The 17,386-nt window shown below is 39.7% G+C and carries 12 protein-coding genes and 1 pseudogene; all 13 read left to right on the top strand.

Annotated elements, in window-relative coordinates:
* Nucleotides 1-91: 91 nt before the first annotated feature.
* The 13 genes and pseudogenes from HT698_RS09980 to HT698_RS09920 all read left to right on the top strand — a co-directional run bounded on the left by HT698_RS09980 (nucleotide 92) and on the right by HT698_RS09920 (nucleotide 17,308).
* Nucleotides 92-952 (top strand): YihY/virulence factor BrkB family protein, encoded by an 861-nt coding sequence (locus tag HT698_RS09980; RefSeq protein ID WP_173217735.1) that lies wholly within the window; start codon nucleotides 92-94, stop codon nucleotides 950-952.
* Nucleotides 953-1,161: 209 nt separating this feature from the next.
* A complete protein-coding gene (gene ccdA2 / locus HT698_RS09975; protein ID WP_173217733.1) occupies nucleotides 1,162-1,872 on the top strand; it encodes a thiol-disulfide oxidoreductase-associated membrane protein CcdA2 in 711 nt (236 codons plus the stop codon).
* Between the two features lie 20 nt (nucleotides 1,873-1,892).
* Entirely contained in the window at nucleotides 1,893-2,459 is a 567-nt protein-coding gene (locus HT698_RS09970; RefSeq protein ID WP_173217731.1) for a redoxin family protein, read from the top strand.
* 9 nt (nucleotides 2,460-2,468) lie between these two features.
* Nucleotides 2,469-3,581, top strand: a complete 1,113-nt coding sequence (msrB, locus tag HT698_RS09965) for a peptide-methionine (R)-S-oxide reductase MsrB (protein ID WP_173217729.1) — start codon at nucleotides 2,469-2,471, stop codon at nucleotides 3,579-3,581.
* Nucleotides 3,582-3,651: 70 nt separating this feature from the next.
* Entirely contained in the window at nucleotides 3,652-4,389 is a 738-nt protein-coding gene (locus HT698_RS09960) for a response regulator transcription factor (RefSeq protein WP_173217727.1), read from the top strand.
* A complete protein-coding gene (locus HT698_RS09955) occupies nucleotides 4,386-6,077 on the top strand; it encodes a sensor histidine kinase (protein WP_173217725.1) in 1,692 nt (563 codons plus the stop codon). Before HT698_RS09960 ends, HT698_RS09955 begins: the two co-directional genes overlap by 4 nt.
* A 115-nt stretch (nucleotides 6,078-6,192) precedes the next feature.
* Nucleotides 6,193-6,756 (top strand): TIGR01440 family protein, encoded by a 564-nt coding sequence (locus tag HT698_RS09950; RefSeq protein WP_173217723.1) that lies wholly within the window; start codon nucleotides 6,193-6,195, stop codon nucleotides 6,754-6,756.
* A 21-nt stretch (nucleotides 6,757-6,777) separates the two neighbouring features.
* Complete coding sequence (locus HT698_RS09945; RefSeq protein WP_173217722.1) at nucleotides 6,778-12,660, top strand: ZmpA/ZmpB/ZmpC family metallo-endopeptidase; 5,883 nt, start codon at nucleotides 6,778-6,780, stop codon at nucleotides 12,658-12,660.
* Nucleotides 12,661-12,728: 68 nt separating this feature from the next.
* A complete protein-coding gene (pabB, locus tag HT698_RS09940; RefSeq protein ID WP_173217720.1) occupies nucleotides 12,729-14,450 on the top strand; it encodes an aminodeoxychorismate synthase component I in 1,722 nt (573 codons plus the stop codon).
* Nucleotides 14,451-14,549 (top strand): annotated as a pseudogene (locus HT698_RS09935) (alpha/beta hydrolase); the annotation flags it as partial.
* Nucleotides 14,550-14,607: 58 nt separating this feature from the next.
* Nucleotides 14,608-15,300, top strand: coding sequence for an excalibur calcium-binding domain-containing protein (locus HT698_RS09930; RefSeq protein ID WP_173217718.1), 693 nt, complete (start codon nucleotides 14,608-14,610; stop codon nucleotides 15,298-15,300).
* 110 nt (nucleotides 15,301-15,410) lie between these two features.
* Nucleotides 15,411-16,370: an ROK family glucokinase gene (locus HT698_RS09925; protein WP_112443439.1), complete on the top strand. Its 960-nt coding sequence runs from the start codon at nucleotides 15,411-15,413 to the stop codon at nucleotides 16,368-16,370.
* Between the two features lie 98 nt (nucleotides 16,371-16,468).
* Entirely contained in the window at nucleotides 16,469-17,308 is an 840-nt protein-coding gene (locus HT698_RS09920; protein WP_173217716.1) for a thymidylate synthase, read from the top strand.
* The last annotated feature ends 78 nt before the right edge of the window (nucleotides 17,309-17,386 follow it).

Raw genomic sequence — 17,386 nt, 5'->3', positions numbered from 1 at the left:
TCAAAGCAGGGCTTTGAGCAACCTGCGGCTAGCTTCCTAGTTTGCTATTTGATTTTCATTGAGTATAAGATTATAAGAGAAGGAGTGTGACATGAAGAAGTGGTGGAAAGAGCTGATAGATAAGCCTTTAGTAAAAGCTTTTTTGCATTATTATCAAGCATCAGATAGTGAGTTGACCAGTGTCGCAGTAGCCTACTATTGGTTGATTTCGATTTTTCCCCTGCTTTTGGTGGTGGTCAATATCCTCCCTTATTTTCAGATTCCTGTGGGAGAATTTCTGGGCTTTATGAAAGACGTCCTGCCCCCGAGCCTCTATGAAGGTGTGGAAAAAATAGCCAGAGAAGTCTTGACGCAACCTTCAACAGGTTTATTGAGTTTTTCTGTCTTGTCGGCGTTATGGAGTTTTTCAAAATCTATGAATTTCTTGCAAAAAGCTTTTAACAAGTCTTATGGCGTCGAAAAGAGTCGTGGACTTATTTCCCATCAGATGGTAAGTCTCCTAGTCAGTTTTGGTTTGCAGCTCCTCTTTGCTTTTGCCTTGTTTTTGAGCTTATTTGGGCAGATGATTTTGGATTTACTTGCTCATTATTGGACAAAAGATGGCATTATCTATCAGGCTTTACAAGGTTTGGCAGGTCCTCTGACTTACGCTCTCCTCTTTGCTATCTTGGTCATGCTTTATTATTTTCTTCCTAATCTATCTAACAGGAAACTTAGTTATACCCTACCAGGCAGTGCCTTTGTTCTCTTAGTGATTTTAGTTCTACTAACTCTGTTCTCTAGTTATCTCAATTACTATGTCCATCATTTAGTGGACGTCCGAATTTTAGGTTCAGTTCTTCTTGTTGTTATGATGTTTTGGTTTATCTTGATTGCTAAAATTGTTATCCTAGGCGCGGTGATCAATGCCAGTATACAGAGTTTGAAAGATCCGAGCTTTAGAAAAGACTAACTATTTATCTATTACAAAAACGCATAGTATCGAGGCTTTATAGAACCTTGATACTATGCGCTTTTGTGCTTTGGTAGTTTTTGTATAGTTTTTGTCTAAGATTTCTAAATCATCTGATTAAATTCCTATTTTTCCCTATCATTGTCCCTGTTTTTTCGAAAATGGAAGGAGTATAATAAACCTATCAATAAAATGATAGGAGGAACTTTATGGGTCATATTTTCTTTTTTCTAAGTGTCTTTTTGGCAGGGATTCTATCCTTCTTTTCTCCTTGTATCTTACCCTTGTTACCAGTTTATGCAGGGGTGTTACTAGATGATAAGGATGGTGCTCAGGCTTCTAGCAACAAATTTTCAATCTCAGTTACTAGTTTATTGCGAACGCTGGCCTTTATAGCGGGGATTTCCTTTATCTTTATTTTGTTGGGCTATGGAGCTGGTTTTTTAGGCGATTTGCTTTATGCTTCTTGGTTCCAATATGTGACGGGTGCGGTTATCATTCTCTTAGGCTTGCACCAGATGGAGATTCTACACTTTAAGGGGCTTTATAAGGAAAAGAGGTTACAACTGCAAAGACAGGGGCAACATGGTAAGGGCTATAGTCAGGCATTTTTGCTGGGTTTGACCTTTAGTTTTGCTTGGACACCTTGTGTGGGGCCGGTTCTGGGGTCTGTTTTAGCCTTGGCGGCTTCAGGTGGCTCAGGTGCTTGGCAGGGAGCTGGTCTCATGTTGGTGTATACGCTGGGTTTGGCGCTACCATTTTTGGTTCTAGCTCTGGCCTCTAGCTATGTTTTGAAACATTTCCGAAAACTCCATCCTTATCTCGGAATCCTCAAAAAAGTGGGTGGGTTTCTCATTATCCTGATGGGAATCTTGGTTCTGTTTGGAAATGCTTCAATTTTAAGTCAATTATTTGAATAAAAATGGAAAGGAATATCAGTATGAAAAAATGGCAAACATGTGTTCTTGGAGCAGGTTCGCTCCTTTGTTTGACGGCTTGTTCAGGCAAGTCCATGACCAGTGAACACCAAATGAAAGATGAGATGAAGATGGAGCAGACAGCTAGTAAAACAAGCACGGCTAAAGGGAAAGAGGTGGCTGATTTTGAGCTAACTGGAGTAGATGGCAAGACCTACCGCTTGTCTGATTATAAGGGAAAGAAAGTCTATCTTAAATTCTGGGCTTCTTGGTGTTCCATCTGTTTAGCTAGCCTTCCAGATACGGACGAAATCGCTAAAGAAGCTGGATATGACTATGTTGTCTTGACAGTAGTGTCACCAGGACACAAGGGAGAGCAATCTGAAGCGGACTTTAAGAATTGGTATAAGGGCTTGGATTATAAAAATTTCCCAGTCCTAGTTGACCCATCAGGCAAACTTTTGGAAAGTTATGGTGTCCGTTCTTACCCAACTCAAGCCTTTATAGACAAGGAAGGAAAGCTGGTCAAAACGCAACCAGGTTTTATGGATAAGGATATGATTTTAAAAACATTGAAAGAAATGGGGTAGGGAAAGGTCATGAATGATAAAGTAAAATTGTTTGTCTTGGCAGGAATCTTTTTCCTAGCCATAACCGGTTTCTATTTTCTATTGATGCGAAATGCAGGGCAGACAGATGCCTCGCAAATTGAGAAAGCGGCAGTTAGCCAAGGAGGAAAAACAGTGAAAAAAACAGAAATTAGTAAAGACGCAGACTTGCACGAAATTTATCTAGCTGGAGGTTGTTTCTGGGGAGTGGAGGAATATTTCTCACGTGTTCCTGGAGTGACAGATGCCGTTTCAGGTTATGCAAATGGTAGAGGGGAAACAACCAAGTACGAATTGATTAACCAAACAGGTCATGCGGAGACTGTTCATGTTACCTATGATGCTAATCAAATTTCTCTCAAGGAAATCCTGCTTCATTATTTCCGCATTATCAATCCAACCAGCAAAAATAAACAAGGAAATGATGTGGGAACCCAGTACCGTACTGGTGTTTATTACACAGATGACAAGGATTTAGAGGTGATTAATCAAGTCTTTGATGAGGTGGCTAAGAATTATGACCAACCTCTGGCAGTTGAAAAGGAGCCCTTGAAGAATTTTGTGGTGGCTGAGGATTACCACCAAGACTATCTCAAGAAAAATCCAAATGGTTACTGCCATATCAATGTCAATCAGGCGGCCTATCCCGTCATTGATGCCAGCAAATACCCCAAACCAAGTGATGAGGAATTGAAAAAGACCTTGTCACCTGAGGAGTATGCAGTCACCCAGAAAAATCAAACAGAACGAGCTTTTTCAAACCGTTACTGGGATAAATTTGAATCCGGTATCTATGTGGATGTGGCAACTGGCGAACCCCTCTTTTCATCAAAGGACAAGTTTGAGTCTGGTTGCGGATGGCCTAGTTTCACCCAACCCATCAGTCCAGATGTTGTGACCTACAAGGAAGATAAGTCCTACAATATGACGCGCATGGAAGTGAGAAGCCGAGTAGGAGATTCTCACCTTGGCCATGTCTTTACGGACGGCCCACAGGACAAGGGTGGCTTGCGCTACTGTATTAATAGTCTCTCTATCCGCTTTATTCCCAAAGATCAAATGGAAGAAAAAGGCTATGCTTATTTACTAGATTATGTTGATTAAGAGGTCTTTCCTAAGCAGTTAAAGGAGAATTTTGCTATACTGATACTAGTAAGTGACAAAGGAGAGAAGCATGACCTACACAATCTTAATCGTAGAAGATGAATATCTGGTAAGACAAGGTTTGACCAAGCTGGTCAATGTAGCAGCCTACGATATGGAAATCATCGGTCAGGCTGAAAATGGAAGGCAGGCTTGGGAATTGATTCAAAAGCAGGTGCCAGATATCATTTTAACCGATATCAACATGCCTCAGCTAAATGGTATCCAGTTGGCCAGTCTGGTCAGAGAAACCTATCCTCAGGTTCATCTAGTTTTTTTGACAGGCTACGATGATTTTGATTATGCCTTGTCTGCTGTCAAACTAGGTGTAGATGATTACCTGCTCAAACCCTTTTCTCGTCAGGATATTGAGGAGATGTTGGGGAAAATCAAGCAAAAACTAGACAAGGAAGAAAAGGAAGAGCAGTTACAAGATTTATTGACCGATAAGTTTGAAGGAAACATGGCACAGAAAATCCAGTCTCATCTGGCTGATAGTCAGTTTAGTTTAAAGTCTTTAGCCAGTGACTTAGGTTTTAGTCCGACTTATCTGAGTTCTTTGATTAAGAAAGAGTTGGGCCTGCCTTTTCAGGATTATCTGGTGAGAGAACGTGTCAAACAAGCCAAGCTTTTGCTTCTGACCACAGATTTAAAGATTTATGAGATTGCAGAAAAGGTTGGTTTTGAAGATATGAACTATTTTACCCAACGTTTTAAGCAGGTTGCAGGTGTGACGCCTCGTCAGTTTAAGAAGGGGGAAGGTCGATGAAGCGTTCTTCTCTCCTAGTCAGAATGGTTATTTCCATCTTTCTGGTCTTTCTCATTCTCCTAGCTCTGGTTGGGACTTTCTACTATCAATCTAGTTCATCAGCCATTGAGGCTAGCATTGAGGGAAATAGCCAGACGACTATCAGCCAAACTAGCCACTTTATCCAGTCTTATATCAAAAAATTAGAAACCACCTCGACTAGTTTGACCCAGCAGACGGATGTCCTAGCCTATGCTGAGAATCCAAGTCAAGACAAGGTCAAGGGAATCCGAGATTTGTTTTTGACCATCTTAAAGGCAGACCAGGACTTGAAAACTGTTGTGCTGGTGACTAAATCAGGTCAGGTCATTTCTACAGATGACAGTGTGCAGATGAAAACATCCTCTGATATGATGGCTGAGGACTGGTACCAAAAGGCTATTCATCAGGGAGCTAAGCCCGTTTTGATACCAGCTCGTAAATCAGATAGTCAATGGGTCATTTCTGTCACTCAAGAACTTGTTGATGCGAAGGGAGCTAATTTGGGCGTGCTTCGTTTGGATATTTCTTATGAAACTCTGGAAGCCTATCTCAACCAACTCCAGTTGGGGCAGCAGGGTTTTGCCTTTATTATCAATGAAAACCATGAATTTGTTTATCATCCTAAACATACAGTCTATAGCTCATCTAGCGAAATGGAGGCCATGAAACCCTATATTGAGACAGGTCAGGGCTATACGCTAGATCACCAATCCTACGTCAGTCAGGAAAAGATTGTAGGAACAGATTGGACGGTTATAGGTGTGTCTTCGTTGGAGAAGTTAGATCAGGTTCGGAATCAACTCATGTGGACCTTGCTTGGAGCCAGTTTCACATCTCTTCTTGCCTGTCTCTGCTTGGTGTGGCTTAGTCTTAAACGTTGGATTGCTCCTTTGAAGGATTTGAGAGAAACCATGCTGGAGATTGCTTTTGGTAATCAGAATCTTCGTGCCAAAGAAACTGGTGCCTATGAACTGAGAGAAGTGACTCGCCAATTTAATGCCATGCTGGATCAGATTGATCAGCTGATGGCGGATATTCGCAGGCAAGAAGCAACGACCCGTCAGTACCAACTTCAAGCCCTATCAAGTCAGATTAACCCCCATTTCCTCTATAACACCTTGGACACCATCATCTGGATGGCTGAATTTCAGGATAGTCAGCGTGTGGTTCAGGTGACCAAGTCCTTGGCAACCTATTTTCGCCTAGCGCTCAATCAAGGTAAAGATTTGATTTGCCTGTCTGATGAAATCAATCATGTCCGCCAGTATCTCTTTATCCAGAAACAGCGTTATGGAGATAAACTGGAATATGCAATTGAGGAAAATCCTGCCTTTGATAATCTAGTATTGCCCAAGTTGGTGTTACAACCCTTGGTGGAAAATGCTCTTTACCATGGCATCAAGGAGAAGGAAGGCCAGGGACATATTAGAGTTTCTGTACAGAAACAGGATAGAGGACTAGTCATCCGCATTGAGGATGATGGCGTTGGCTTCCAATCTACTGGAGACAATAGTCAAAGTCAACTCAAACGTGGAGGAGTAGGTCTGCAAAATGTGGATCAGCGTCTCAAACTTCATTTTGGAGAAAATTACCAGATGAAAATCGATTCTATTCCCTCAAAAGGTACGACAGTTGAAATATACATAAATAGAATAGAAACTAGCTAACTCCCAGTCAATTCTGGGAGTTTTATGCGTAATCGAGAAAGCTTTCTAGGTTGTCTATCTTGCTAAAAACAAGAAAAAACGGTATGATAGAAGAGTGACAAAAGAGGTGACAGAGATGAACGAGACACAGATTCAAAGAGAAACACGTCAGATAGTAGAAGATGTTTTAGAAAAGGCCAATTTGAAGCAGGGGGCCCTTTTTGTTTTAGGTCTATCTTCTAGTGAGGTGCTAGGTGGTCAGATTGGGAAAGAATCCAGCCAAGAGATTGGTGAGCTGATAGTGGGGACTATCTTGGGTATTCTAGGTAGTAGAGGTATCCATTTAGCTGTTCAAGGTTGTGAACATGTCAATCGGGCTCTCGTTGTTGAACGTCAGGTGGCAGAGCAGTTTGGTCTGGAAATTGTCAGTGTCCTTCCGACTCTTCATGCAGGAGGTTCAGGTCAGCTGGCAGCCTTCAAGTTTATGCAAGATCCAGTTGAGGTTGAATTTATCAAGGCTCATGCTGGATTGGATATCGGAGATACTGCAATTGGCATGCATGTTAAGCATGTTCAGGTTCCGATTCGCCCTCTTTTGAGAGAGATTGGCCATGCCCACGTAACGGCTCTTGCTAGCCGTCCAAAATTAATTGGAGGTGCGCGTGCGCACTATCCGCAAGATTCTATCAGAAAGTCGTGAGAATGAATAAAGGAGATGAAAGTGTTTAAAAAAGACCGTTTTTCAATTCGTAAGATTAAGGGAGTTGTAGGTTCTGTATTTCTTGGAAGCCTTTTGATGGCTCCTTCTGTAGTGGACGCAGCTACCTATCACTATGTAGATAAAGAGGTTATTTCACAAGAAGCTAAAGATTTAATCCAGACAGGAAAGCCTGATGGGAATGAAGTTGTCTATGGTTTGGTGTACCAAAAAGACCAGCTGCCACAAACAGGGACAGAAGCATCTGTTTTGACAGCTTTTGGTTTGCTGACTGTTGGAAGCTTACTTTTAATCTACAAGAGAAAGAAAATTGCTAGCGTCTTTCTAGTTGGAGCTATGGGATTGGTAGTTCTTCCTAGTGCAGGGGCTGTAGACCCAGTTGCTACTCTAGCACCGGCTAGTCGAGAGGGTGTTGTTGAAATGGAGGGCTATCGCTATGTTGGTTATCTATCAGGTGACATCCTCAAAACGCTTGGCTTGGACACTGTTTTAGAAGAAGCCTCAGCTAAACCTGGAGAGGTGACTGTAGTCGAAGTTGAGAATCCCCAAGTAACAACAAATCAGGAGCAAGCTAAGCCAGAAAACCAAGCAGTAGAGACAGAGGAAGCTCCAAAGGAAGAAGCACCTAAAACAGAAGAAAGTCCAAAGGAAGAACCAAAATCGGAGGTAAAACCTACTGACGAAACCCTCCCTAAAGTAGAAGAGGAAAAAGAAGTTTCAGCAGAACCAGCTCCAGTTGAAGAAGTAAGTGGAGTAGTTGAGTCAAAAACAGATGAACAAGCACCAGTCAAATCGGAAATTCAACCATCAGACAAAGCAGCTGAGGAATCAAAAGTTGTAACTCCAGTAGAACAACCTGAGCAACCAAGGATACCAAAAGATTCATCACAACAAGAAGATCCTAAAGAGGATAAGGTATCGGAAGAGACACCGAAACAAGAAGATGCACAGCCAGCAGTAGTAGAATCAAAAGAGGAGGCTGCTAATCAACCTGTTGAAGAACCAAAAGTGGAAACGCCTGCTGTAGAAAAACAAACGGAACCAAAAGTTGAACAAGCAGGTGAACCAGTCGCGCCAAGTGAAGACGAAAAGGCACCAGTCTCTCCAGAAAAGCAACCAGAAGCTCCTGAAGAAGAGAAGACTGCGGAAGAAACACCGAAACAAGAAGAAGTATCTCCAGAGACTAAGGTTGAAGAAACTGTAGAACCAAAAGAGGAGACCAAAACAGCTAAGGGGACGCAAGAAGAAGGCAAAGAAGGTCAAGCACCAGTACAAGAAGTAAATCCAGAATATAAAGTAACAACAGGTACAGTTGAGAAGTCTACCGAAAGTGAATTAGATTTCACAACAGAAGTAGTTCCGGATGACACAAAATATGTAGATGAAGAAGTTGTTGAACGTCAAGGGTCTAAAGGAGTTCAACTTACGAAAACAACTTACGAAACAGTGGAAGGTGTAGAGACAGATAAAGTTCTTTCTACAACTACAGAAGTAAAAACGCCTGCCGTTTCTAAAGTCGTTAAAAAAGGAACAAAACCAGTTGAAGGAACAACAATTGAAACAAGAGAAGAAGCCATTCCTTTTGCTACAAAAACAGAAGATGATGACACTTTAAAACGTGGAACAACTAAAGTTGCTCAAGAAGGTGTAGATGGCAAGAAACAAATTACCAAGACATATAAAACGATTCGCGGAGAAAAAACAAACGAAGCTCCAACAGTAGAAGAAAAAGTTATCTTACAACCTCAAGATAAAATTATCAAACAAGGAACAAAAGGTTTAGAAAAACCAACATTACAATGGAATACAACAGATAAAGATGAATTGAAGAAGAGCGCTACCGCTAAATACACTTTAAATAAACCAGCTGGAGTTACGATTAAATCGATTAAAGTTGCTTTAAAAAATGAAGCTGGTGAAGTAGTTAAAGAAGTTGACGTGCCGGAAAATGATTTACAAGCAACATTAAAAGACTTGAAATATTATAAAGGCTACACTCTATCTACAAAAATGGTTTATGATCGTGGAGAAGGCGAAGAAACTGAGAAATTAGAAGATAAACAAATTCAGTTAGACCTTAAAAAAGTTGAAATCAAAGATATTCGAAGAACGGATTTAATTAAATATGATCAAGAAACAGAAACGAATGAATCTAGATTAAAATCAATCCCAGAGGATAAGAGTAAATACTACTTAAAAGTCACTTCACATGATCAAAAATCAACATTATTAGCAGTGAAAAATATTGAAGAAGTAACCGTTGATGGAAAACAAATGTATAAAGTAACTGCAACAGCAGATAATTTAGTTGGGCGTCAAAAAGATCAAACATTTGAATCTGAATATACTCATTACATTGAAAAATCAGTTGCAGCTAACGGAAATGTTTATTATGATTTTGAAGATTTAGTTTCAGCAATGCAAAAAAATCCAGCAGGAGAATACCGATTAGGTCAAAGTATGAGTGCTAGAAATGCATCTGCGAATGGAAAATCGTATATCACGAGTGAATTTACAGGAAAATTATTAAGTGAAGACGGAAAACGTTATGCTATTACAGAGTTAGAACGACCTTTATTCAATGTTATTAAGAATGCTACTATAAAAAATATTAATTTTGAAGATGTAGATATCGATCGTAAAAATGATGATGGTGTTGCTACAATAGCCAATACAATGAATGGAACTTCTGTCATTGAAGATGTGAAAATTACAGGTTCTGTTATTGGACGTAATAATGTAGCAGGTGTTGTTAATTATATGAACGAGGGAACTCGCATTGAAAATGTTGCCTTTATTGGTAAACTACATTCTACAAGTGAAAATGGTTCAGCATTAGGTGGTATTGCCGATAAAAACTATCGAGGTATTGTAACGAGAACTTATGTAGATGCAATATTAACAGGTAATAACGTAAGAGCAAGCTCACTAATTCCATATGTTGAATACGGAATGGTAGGCGATTATTTAACTGGAACTAAAGGAAACTTGACCAAATCTGTTGCCAAAGGAATGATTAATGTAGTTACGCCAGTACAAACTGGAGCGTTTGCAAGTAAGACATGGCCTTTTGGTACAGTAAAAGATAATGTTAGTTATGTAAAAGTGAAAAATGCAGAAATGTTATTTGGTTCAAATGATATTGATGATGATTATGCACATCCACAAATTGATAAATTATACAGTGTAGCTGGATATAGTGAAGGTAAAAAGTCATACACTAAATATCCTAATAAACAAATTGAATTGACAAAAGAAGAAGCTGATGAAAAAGTAGCTAGCTATAATATTACAGCTAATACTTTTGAAAGCGAAAAATCACTAGTGGCTACATTAAACGCAACAGTGTCTCAAAATTCTGCTTATGATCAAATCCAAGATTATAACGATGAATATAAATTAGCATATAAGAATTTTGAAAAATTACAACCATTCTATAATAAAGAATATATTGTACATCAAGCTAATAAATTGGATAAAGCACATAACTTAAATACGAAAGAAGTTCTTTCTGTAACACCAATGCATGATACAAAATTCGTTACAAATTTAGAAGAAGTGAATAAAATTATGATTCACTATGCGGATGGAACAAAAGAATACTTAAATCTATCTGGCAGTACAGAAGGATTAAGTAATGTTAAAGAATACACTGTAACGGGTCTAGGAATTAAATATACACCAAATATTGTTCAAAAAAATCATGATGAATTAATAGAGGGTATTGTTTCAAAATTAAGTCCGATTGAATTACAATCAGATATTATTTATAAACACTTCAACAGACCGGGAGAAGGAAGATTTAACGCTGTTAAGGATCTTTACTTAGAAGAAAGTTTTGACTATGTGAAGAATAATTTAACAGAACTGGTGACTAAATTAGTTCAAAATGAAGATCACCAATTAAATGATTCTCTAGCTGTACGTCAAATGATTTTAGATAAAGTTGAGAAAAATAAAGCAGCTTTGATGCTGGGATTAACTTATCTAAACCGCTACTATGGAGTTAGATTTGGAGATGTTAACATTAAAGAATTAATGCTATTTAAACCAGATTTCTATGGTAAAAATATAGATGTATTAGATCGATTGATTGAAATTGGCTCTAAAGAGAACAATCTTAAAGGTCATCGTACACATGATGCATTCCGTGAAGTTTTGAGTGCTTCTACTCGCTCGGGTAACTTAATTGACTTCTTAAAATACAATATGGAACTTTTAACTTCAGATAAAAATATAAATGATTGGTTTATTCATGCGACTGAAGGTAAAGTATACGTTGTTGAAAAACAATCTCGTGAAGAAGGTCTTAAAAATGCTAAATATAGAGCATTTGATAATCTATCCAAAGGATATCATCAGAAGATGATTCTTCCACTTTTAAATCTAAAGAAAACACAAGCATTCCTGATTTCTACGTATAACACAATTTCATTTGGTACAGCTAATAAATACAATACGACACTTGGAAATTTCAAAGATAAAATTGATTTGGCGGCAAATAGGCATCTTAACTATCTTGATTTCTGGTACCGACTTGCAAATGAGAATGTTAAGAATTTATTGGCAAAAGAGATTGTTACTCCTGTTTGGGAAGGATACCAAGTTTGGGGACATGATTGGGGTAAATGGATGGATAAATATGGTAAGTTTGAAGATGGTAAAGGTATTTATGCTCCAACCCGTGAACTTTATGGCCCTGTAGGTGAGCATTACGGTCCTAATGGGGCTGTTGCCGGAGCCTATGCAACTTATTATGATGATAAGAATGATAATCGTGCAAAAGTTGTATTTGTTATGTCTGATATGATTAGCGAGTATGGATCCTCAGCATTTACACATGAAACTACTCACATAAATGACCGCGTAGTTTATTATGGAGGGTACACACACCGAGAAGGTACATTCTTAGAAGCCTTCGCACAAGGTATGCTTCAATCACCTGCTACTCAAGGTCACCAAGGTGAGTATGGTGCTTTAGGACTAAATATGGCTTTTGAACGTGAAAACGATGGAAATCAATGGTATAATTATAACCCTAATAATCTTAAATCACGTAAAGAAATTGACCACTATATGAAGAACTATAATGAGGCACTGATGATGTTAGATTATCTTGAAGCTGATGCAGTTATTGGGAAACTTAATGGTGATAATAGTAAATGGTTTAAGAAAGTTGATAAGAAAATGCGTCATACTGATGGTGATAATAAACATCTAGTTGGACCTAACCAATGGGATGAAGTGCGTGACTTAAGCGAACAAGAAAAAGCACTTGAGTTGAATAATATTAATGATTTAGTTAACAATAACTTTATTACAAAACATGGTGCTCCAGGTAACGGGGTGTATCGTCCTGAAGATTTTAGATCTGCATACGTTAACGTTAATATGATGACCGGTATCTACGGTGGTAATACTAGTGATGGTGCTCCGGGAGCCCTATCATTCAAACACAATGCTTTCCGTATGTGGGGTTACTTCGGATATGAAAATGGATTTATTGGATATGTTTCCAATAAATATAAAGGTGAAGTGAAAAAGGATGGTGAAAACAATTTAAGTGATAAATTTATTATTAAGAAAGTATCTAAAAATGTATACAACACACTTGAGGATTGGAAGCAACATTGGTTCCAAGAAATTAAAGATAAAGCTCATAATGGATTCACTGCCATTGAAATTAATGGTGAAACGATTACAAGTTATGACAGATTGAAGACTCTATTCAGTACTGCTGTTGAAAAAGATTTAGCTGAATTGAACGATTCTAAAGTAGAGCGTAAATATAGAAATACTGTAGGCTTGAAAGAGAAAGTCTTCAAACAACTCTTGTACAAATCCGACGGTTTCTCTGGGAATCTCTTCAATGAATCACAGGCATAGTGCTAACAAAATCATTACAAAGGTGGATCAGCTTGGCTGTATCTGCCTTTTTATGCTATACTTAAGGTATGCATAGAAAAACAGTGATTGATTTTAGGGCTTTAGGGGAGAGATACACCTTTACCCAGCCTATCAAAGAGTTGAAAACCAGAGATTTAACAGAAGTAACAGCCTTGTTAGCACAAGTGGAAAGATACCAAGAGCAGGGCTATTATGTGGTGGGCTATGTCAGCTATGAGGCTGCACCTGCTTTTGAGGAGAAATTAGCAGTTCATAAAGCTCCTTTACTGGCAGAGTATCTGCTATATTTTACAGTTCATGATAGTGTAGAAACATCCCCTATTTCTCTGATTTATGACGAGGTTGATTTGCCTTCAAACTGGCAGGAAGTAACGTCTGCAGCAGACTATGAAAAGGCTATTGCACAGATTCACCATCATTTGCGCCAGGGAGACACCTATCAGGTCAACTACACAGTCCAACTCAAGCAAAAATTAAGTGCCAATCCTTTTGCCATCTACAATCGTATGGTGGTAGAGCAGGAGGCGGGTTACAATGCTTATGTTGAACATGACGAGATGGCAGTGATTTCCATGAGCCCAGAGCTCTTTTTTGAGCAGAATGGCCGCGAGTTGACAACGCGACCAATGAAGGGAACGACTCAGCGTGGCATGACTGACCAAGAAGATCTTGAACAGGCTAGCTGGTTGGAGCAGGATTCTAAAAATCGCTCTGAAAATATGATGATTGTGGACCTCTTGCGCAACGATATGAACCGTATTTCTGAAGTGGGAAGTGAGCATGTGGAGCGTCTGTGTCAAGTGGAGCAGTATTCGACTGTCTGGCAGATGACTTCGACCATCAAGAGTCAGTTGCGAGAGGATGTTGACCTTGTTGAAATCTTCCGCTCACTCTTTCCTTGTGGTTCCATAACGGGAGCTCCGAAAATTGCGACAATGGAGATTATCAAGAACTTGGAGCCACAACCACGTGGAGTCTACTGTGGAACCATTGGTCTCTTGCTTCCAAATGGACGACGGATTTTCAATGTTGCCATTCGGACCATTCAACTGCATCAAGGGAAAGCCATCTATGGAGTTGGTGGAGGCATTACATGGGATAGCACCTGGGAGTCTGAATACCGTGAAGTTCATCAAAAGGCTGCTGTTCTCTATCGGAAACAAGCTCGTTTCAAACTGATTACTACTGGAAAGATCAGCCAGAAGAACTTGTTATTTGAAGAACAACATTTGGAAAGACTGAGAAAAACCAGTCGATATTTTGCTTATCCTTATGATGCAGAAGGCTTAAGACAAAAGATAGAGGCGGAGTGCCAAGCTTGTGATGCTAATCAAGATTACCGCTTGCGAATTAGCCTTAGCAAATCTGGAGAGATAGAAGTCAATCGTCAAGTATTAACACCCCTTAGTTCAAGCTTCTGTCAAGCTCAACTTTGCCTTCAGGAAGCCAATTTGCAGCAAGCATTTACCTATTTTAAAACAAGCCACCGACCGCATTTGAGCTTAGGGGAACAAGAGAAGATTTACCACAATAAGTCAGGAAAACTTCTTGAAACCTCTATCGGAAATTTGGTTCTGAAAGTCGATGGGAAACTTTACACACCGCCTATCCGACTTGGAATCTTGCCAGGAATTTACCGTCAGCATTTGCTGGAAACAGGACAGGTAGAAGAGAAAGTCTTGACCTTAAAAGACTTAGCCCAAGCAGAAGCTATTTACGGCTGTAATGCAGTGAGAGGCTTGTATGAATTAAGCCTAGAGGAGAACTAGATGAAACTGGTATTTTTACACGGTTTAGGGCAGTCAGCAGAGTCTTGGAAAGAAGTTCGGAATCAATTGAAGGATAAGCCCACAGAGACTCTTGAATTGCTGAAATAAGTTTGATAAAATAATATTGAAATCGATAACATTGTTATAGGAGAAGGAAATGAATAGACGTCTATTTTTAAAAATGAGTCTGGCTACCTTGCCAGTTTTAGCTTTGTTTTCACAACCAGTTTTAGCAGAAGAAAACATCCATTTTTCTAGCTGTAAGGAAGCTTGGACTAATGGCTATTCAGATCTTCATGAGGGAGACCCTGGTTATTCTGCCAAGTTAGACCGTGATCATGATGGTGTGGCTTGCGAATTGGGAAATGCCTCTAAGGGCGTCTTTAAATCAAAACAAGCAACTGTGGCTCAAACTGATACAAGTTCAGCAATAACAAGTGGTTGGGTTAAGCAGGACGGTTCTTGGTACTATTTTGATGGAAATGGAAATCCAGTGAAAAATGCATGGCAGGGAAGCTATTACCTGAAATCAGATGGTAAAATGGCACAGAGCGAATGGATTTATGATTCTTCCTATCAAGCTTGGTATTATTTGAAATCAGATGGATCTTATGCAAAGAATGCATGGCAAGGAGCTTACTACCTTAAGTCAAACGGTAAAATGGCACAAGGTGAGTGGGTTTATGACTCTTCTTATCAAGCTTGGTATTATTTGAAATCTGATGGTTCATACGCTCGCAATGCATGGCAAGGAAATTACTATTTGAAATCAGATGGTAAAATGGCTAAAAATGAGCGAGTTGATGGAGGTCGCTACTATGTAGATGACTCAGGTCTCTGGAAACCATAAATCAGATAAAATTCAGAAAGTTAATGCAAACCTTTGCATAAGTAACTGAATTTTGATATACTAGTACTGTAAGCATTTTCAATTACTACACAATGAAAAAGGAGAATATGATGAGTCAAAAGATTATTGGGATTGACCTTGGTGGAACTTCTATCAAATTTGCAATCTTGACAACAACAGGAGAAATCCAAGAAAAATGGTCTATCAAGACTAACATCTTGGATGAGGGAAGTCATATCGTAGATGATATGATTGAGTCTATTCAACACCGTTTGGACTTGCTTGGATTGGCAGCAGCGGACTTCCAAGGAATTGGGATGGGATCACCAGGTGTGGTTGACCGTGAAAAAGGAACAGTTATTGGTGCCTACAACTTGAACTGGAAAACCCTTCAACCAATTAAAGAAAAAATTGAAAAAGCCTTGGGTATTCCATTCTTCATTGATAATGATGCCAACGTGGCAGCTCTTGGTGAGCGCTGGATGGGGGCTGGTGATAACCAACCAGATGTTGTCTTTATGACACTTGGTACAGGTGTTGGTGGCGGTATCGTCGCAGAAGGCAAATTGCTTCACGGTGTGGCTGGTGCAGCAGGTGAGCTTGGCCACATCACTGTTGACTTTGACCAACCAATCGCATGTACCTGCGGTAAGAAAGGTTGCCTTGAGACAGTTGCTTCAGCAACAGGGATTGTCAATTTGACTCGTCGCTATGCTGATGAATACGAAGGCGATGCAGCTTTGAAACGCTTGATTGATAACGGAGAAGAAGTAACCGCTAAGACTGTTTTTGATCTCGCAAAAGAAGGAGACGACCTCGCCTTGATCGTTTATCGTAACTTCTCACGTTACTTGGGAATCGCTTGTGCTAACATTGGATCAATCCTAAACCCATCAACAATCGTTATCGGTGGTGGTGTATCAGCTGCGGGAGAATTCCTTCTACAAGGTGTTCAAAAAGTTTACGATGAAAATAGTTTCCCACAAGTACGCACATCAACAAAATTGGCTCTTGCAACTCTAGGAAATGACGCTGGAGTTATCGGAGCAGCATCACTTGTATTGCAATAAAATAATAAAAGAGGAAAAATGCTAACCTAGAGTTAGTAATGTTCCTCCTTTCTTTTTTTATGCTATACTAGTTAGGACAATAAATGAGGTGAGAGTAAATGACAAAAGCAGATACGATTTTTAAAGAAAATATTGAACGAATCCTCAAAGACGGTGTCTTTTCTGAGCAGGCCCGTCCCAAGTACAAGGATGGGACAGTTGCCAACTCCAAGTATGTAACGGGTGCCTTTGCCGAGTATGACTTGGCCAAGGGGGAATTCCCCATCACAACCTTACGTCCTATCGCTATCAAATCCGCCATCAAGGAAGTGCTCTGGATCTACCAAGACCAGTCTAATAGCCTAGAAGTTCTCAATGACAAGTACAATGTTCACTATTGGAATGACTGGGAAGTTGGAGATACAGGAACCATTGGTGAGCGCTATGGTGCTGTTGTTAAGAAACACGACATCATCAATAAGATTCTCAAGCAGTTGGAAGCCAACCCTTGGAATCGCCGCAATATCATATCACTCTGGGATTACCAAGCTTTTGAGGAGACAGACGGCCTTCTTCCGTGCGCCTTTCAGACCATGTTTGATGTCCGCCGTGTAGATGGGGAAATCTATCTGGATGCAACCTTGACTCAGCGTTCGAATGACATGTTGGTGGCCCATCACATCAATGCGATGCAGTATGTGGCTCTTCAAATGATGATTGCCAAGCATTTTGGCTGGAAGGTTGGAAAGTTCTTCTACTTCATCAATAACCTCCATATCTATGACAATCAATTTGAACAAGCTCAGGAATTGCTCCGTCGTGAGCCGTCAAACTGTCAACCACGTTTGGTCTTGAATGTGCCAGATAAGACCAATTTCTTTGATATCAAAGCAGAAGATTTTGACTTGGTGGATTATGACCCTGTTAAGCCGCAGTTGAAGTTTGACCTAGCTATTTAATACTCTTCGAAAATCTCTTCAAACCACGTCAGCGTCGCTTCATCAACAACCTCAAAACCATGTTTTGAGCTGACTTCG

Source organism: Streptococcus sp. 3109 (genome assembly GCF_013276905.1).
Taxonomy (GTDB): Bacteria; Bacillota; Bacilli; order Lactobacillales; family Streptococcaceae; genus Streptococcus.
This window is presented reverse-complemented; position numbering and strand designations above follow the sequence as displayed.

Coding starts and splice junctions, on each gene's coding strand:
- HT698_RS09930 (WP_173217718.1), top strand. CDS start 14,608: ATGAATAGACGTCTATTTTTAAAAATGAGTCTGGCTACCTTGCCAGTT.
- HT698_RS09920 (WP_173217716.1), top strand. CDS start 16,469: ATGACAAAAGCAGATACGATTTTTAAAGAAAATATTGAACGAATCCTC.
- ccdA2 (WP_173217733.1), top strand. CDS start 1,162: ATGGGTCATATTTTCTTTTTTCTAAGTGTCTTTTTGGCAGGGATTCTA.
- HT698_RS09970 (WP_173217731.1), top strand. CDS start 1,893: ATGAAAAAATGGCAAACATGTGTTCTTGGAGCAGGTTCGCTCCTTTGT.
- msrB (WP_173217729.1), top strand. CDS start 2,469: ATGAATGATAAAGTAAAATTGTTTGTCTTGGCAGGAATCTTTTTCCTA.
- HT698_RS09980 (WP_173217735.1), top strand. CDS start 92: ATGAAGAAGTGGTGGAAAGAGCTGATAGATAAGCCTTTAGTAAAAGCT.
- pabB (WP_173217720.1), top strand. CDS start 12,729: ATGCATAGAAAAACAGTGATTGATTTTAGGGCTTTAGGGGAGAGATAC.
- HT698_RS09955 (WP_173217725.1), top strand. CDS start 4,386: ATGAAGCGTTCTTCTCTCCTAGTCAGAATGGTTATTTCCATCTTTCTG.
- HT698_RS09950 (WP_173217723.1), top strand. CDS start 6,193: ATGAACGAGACACAGATTCAAAGAGAAACACGTCAGATAGTAGAAGAT.
- HT698_RS09925 (WP_112443439.1), top strand. CDS start 15,411: ATGAGTCAAAAGATTATTGGGATTGACCTTGGTGGAACTTCTATCAAA.
- HT698_RS09960 (WP_173217727.1), top strand. CDS start 3,652: ATGACCTACACAATCTTAATCGTAGAAGATGAATATCTGGTAAGACAA.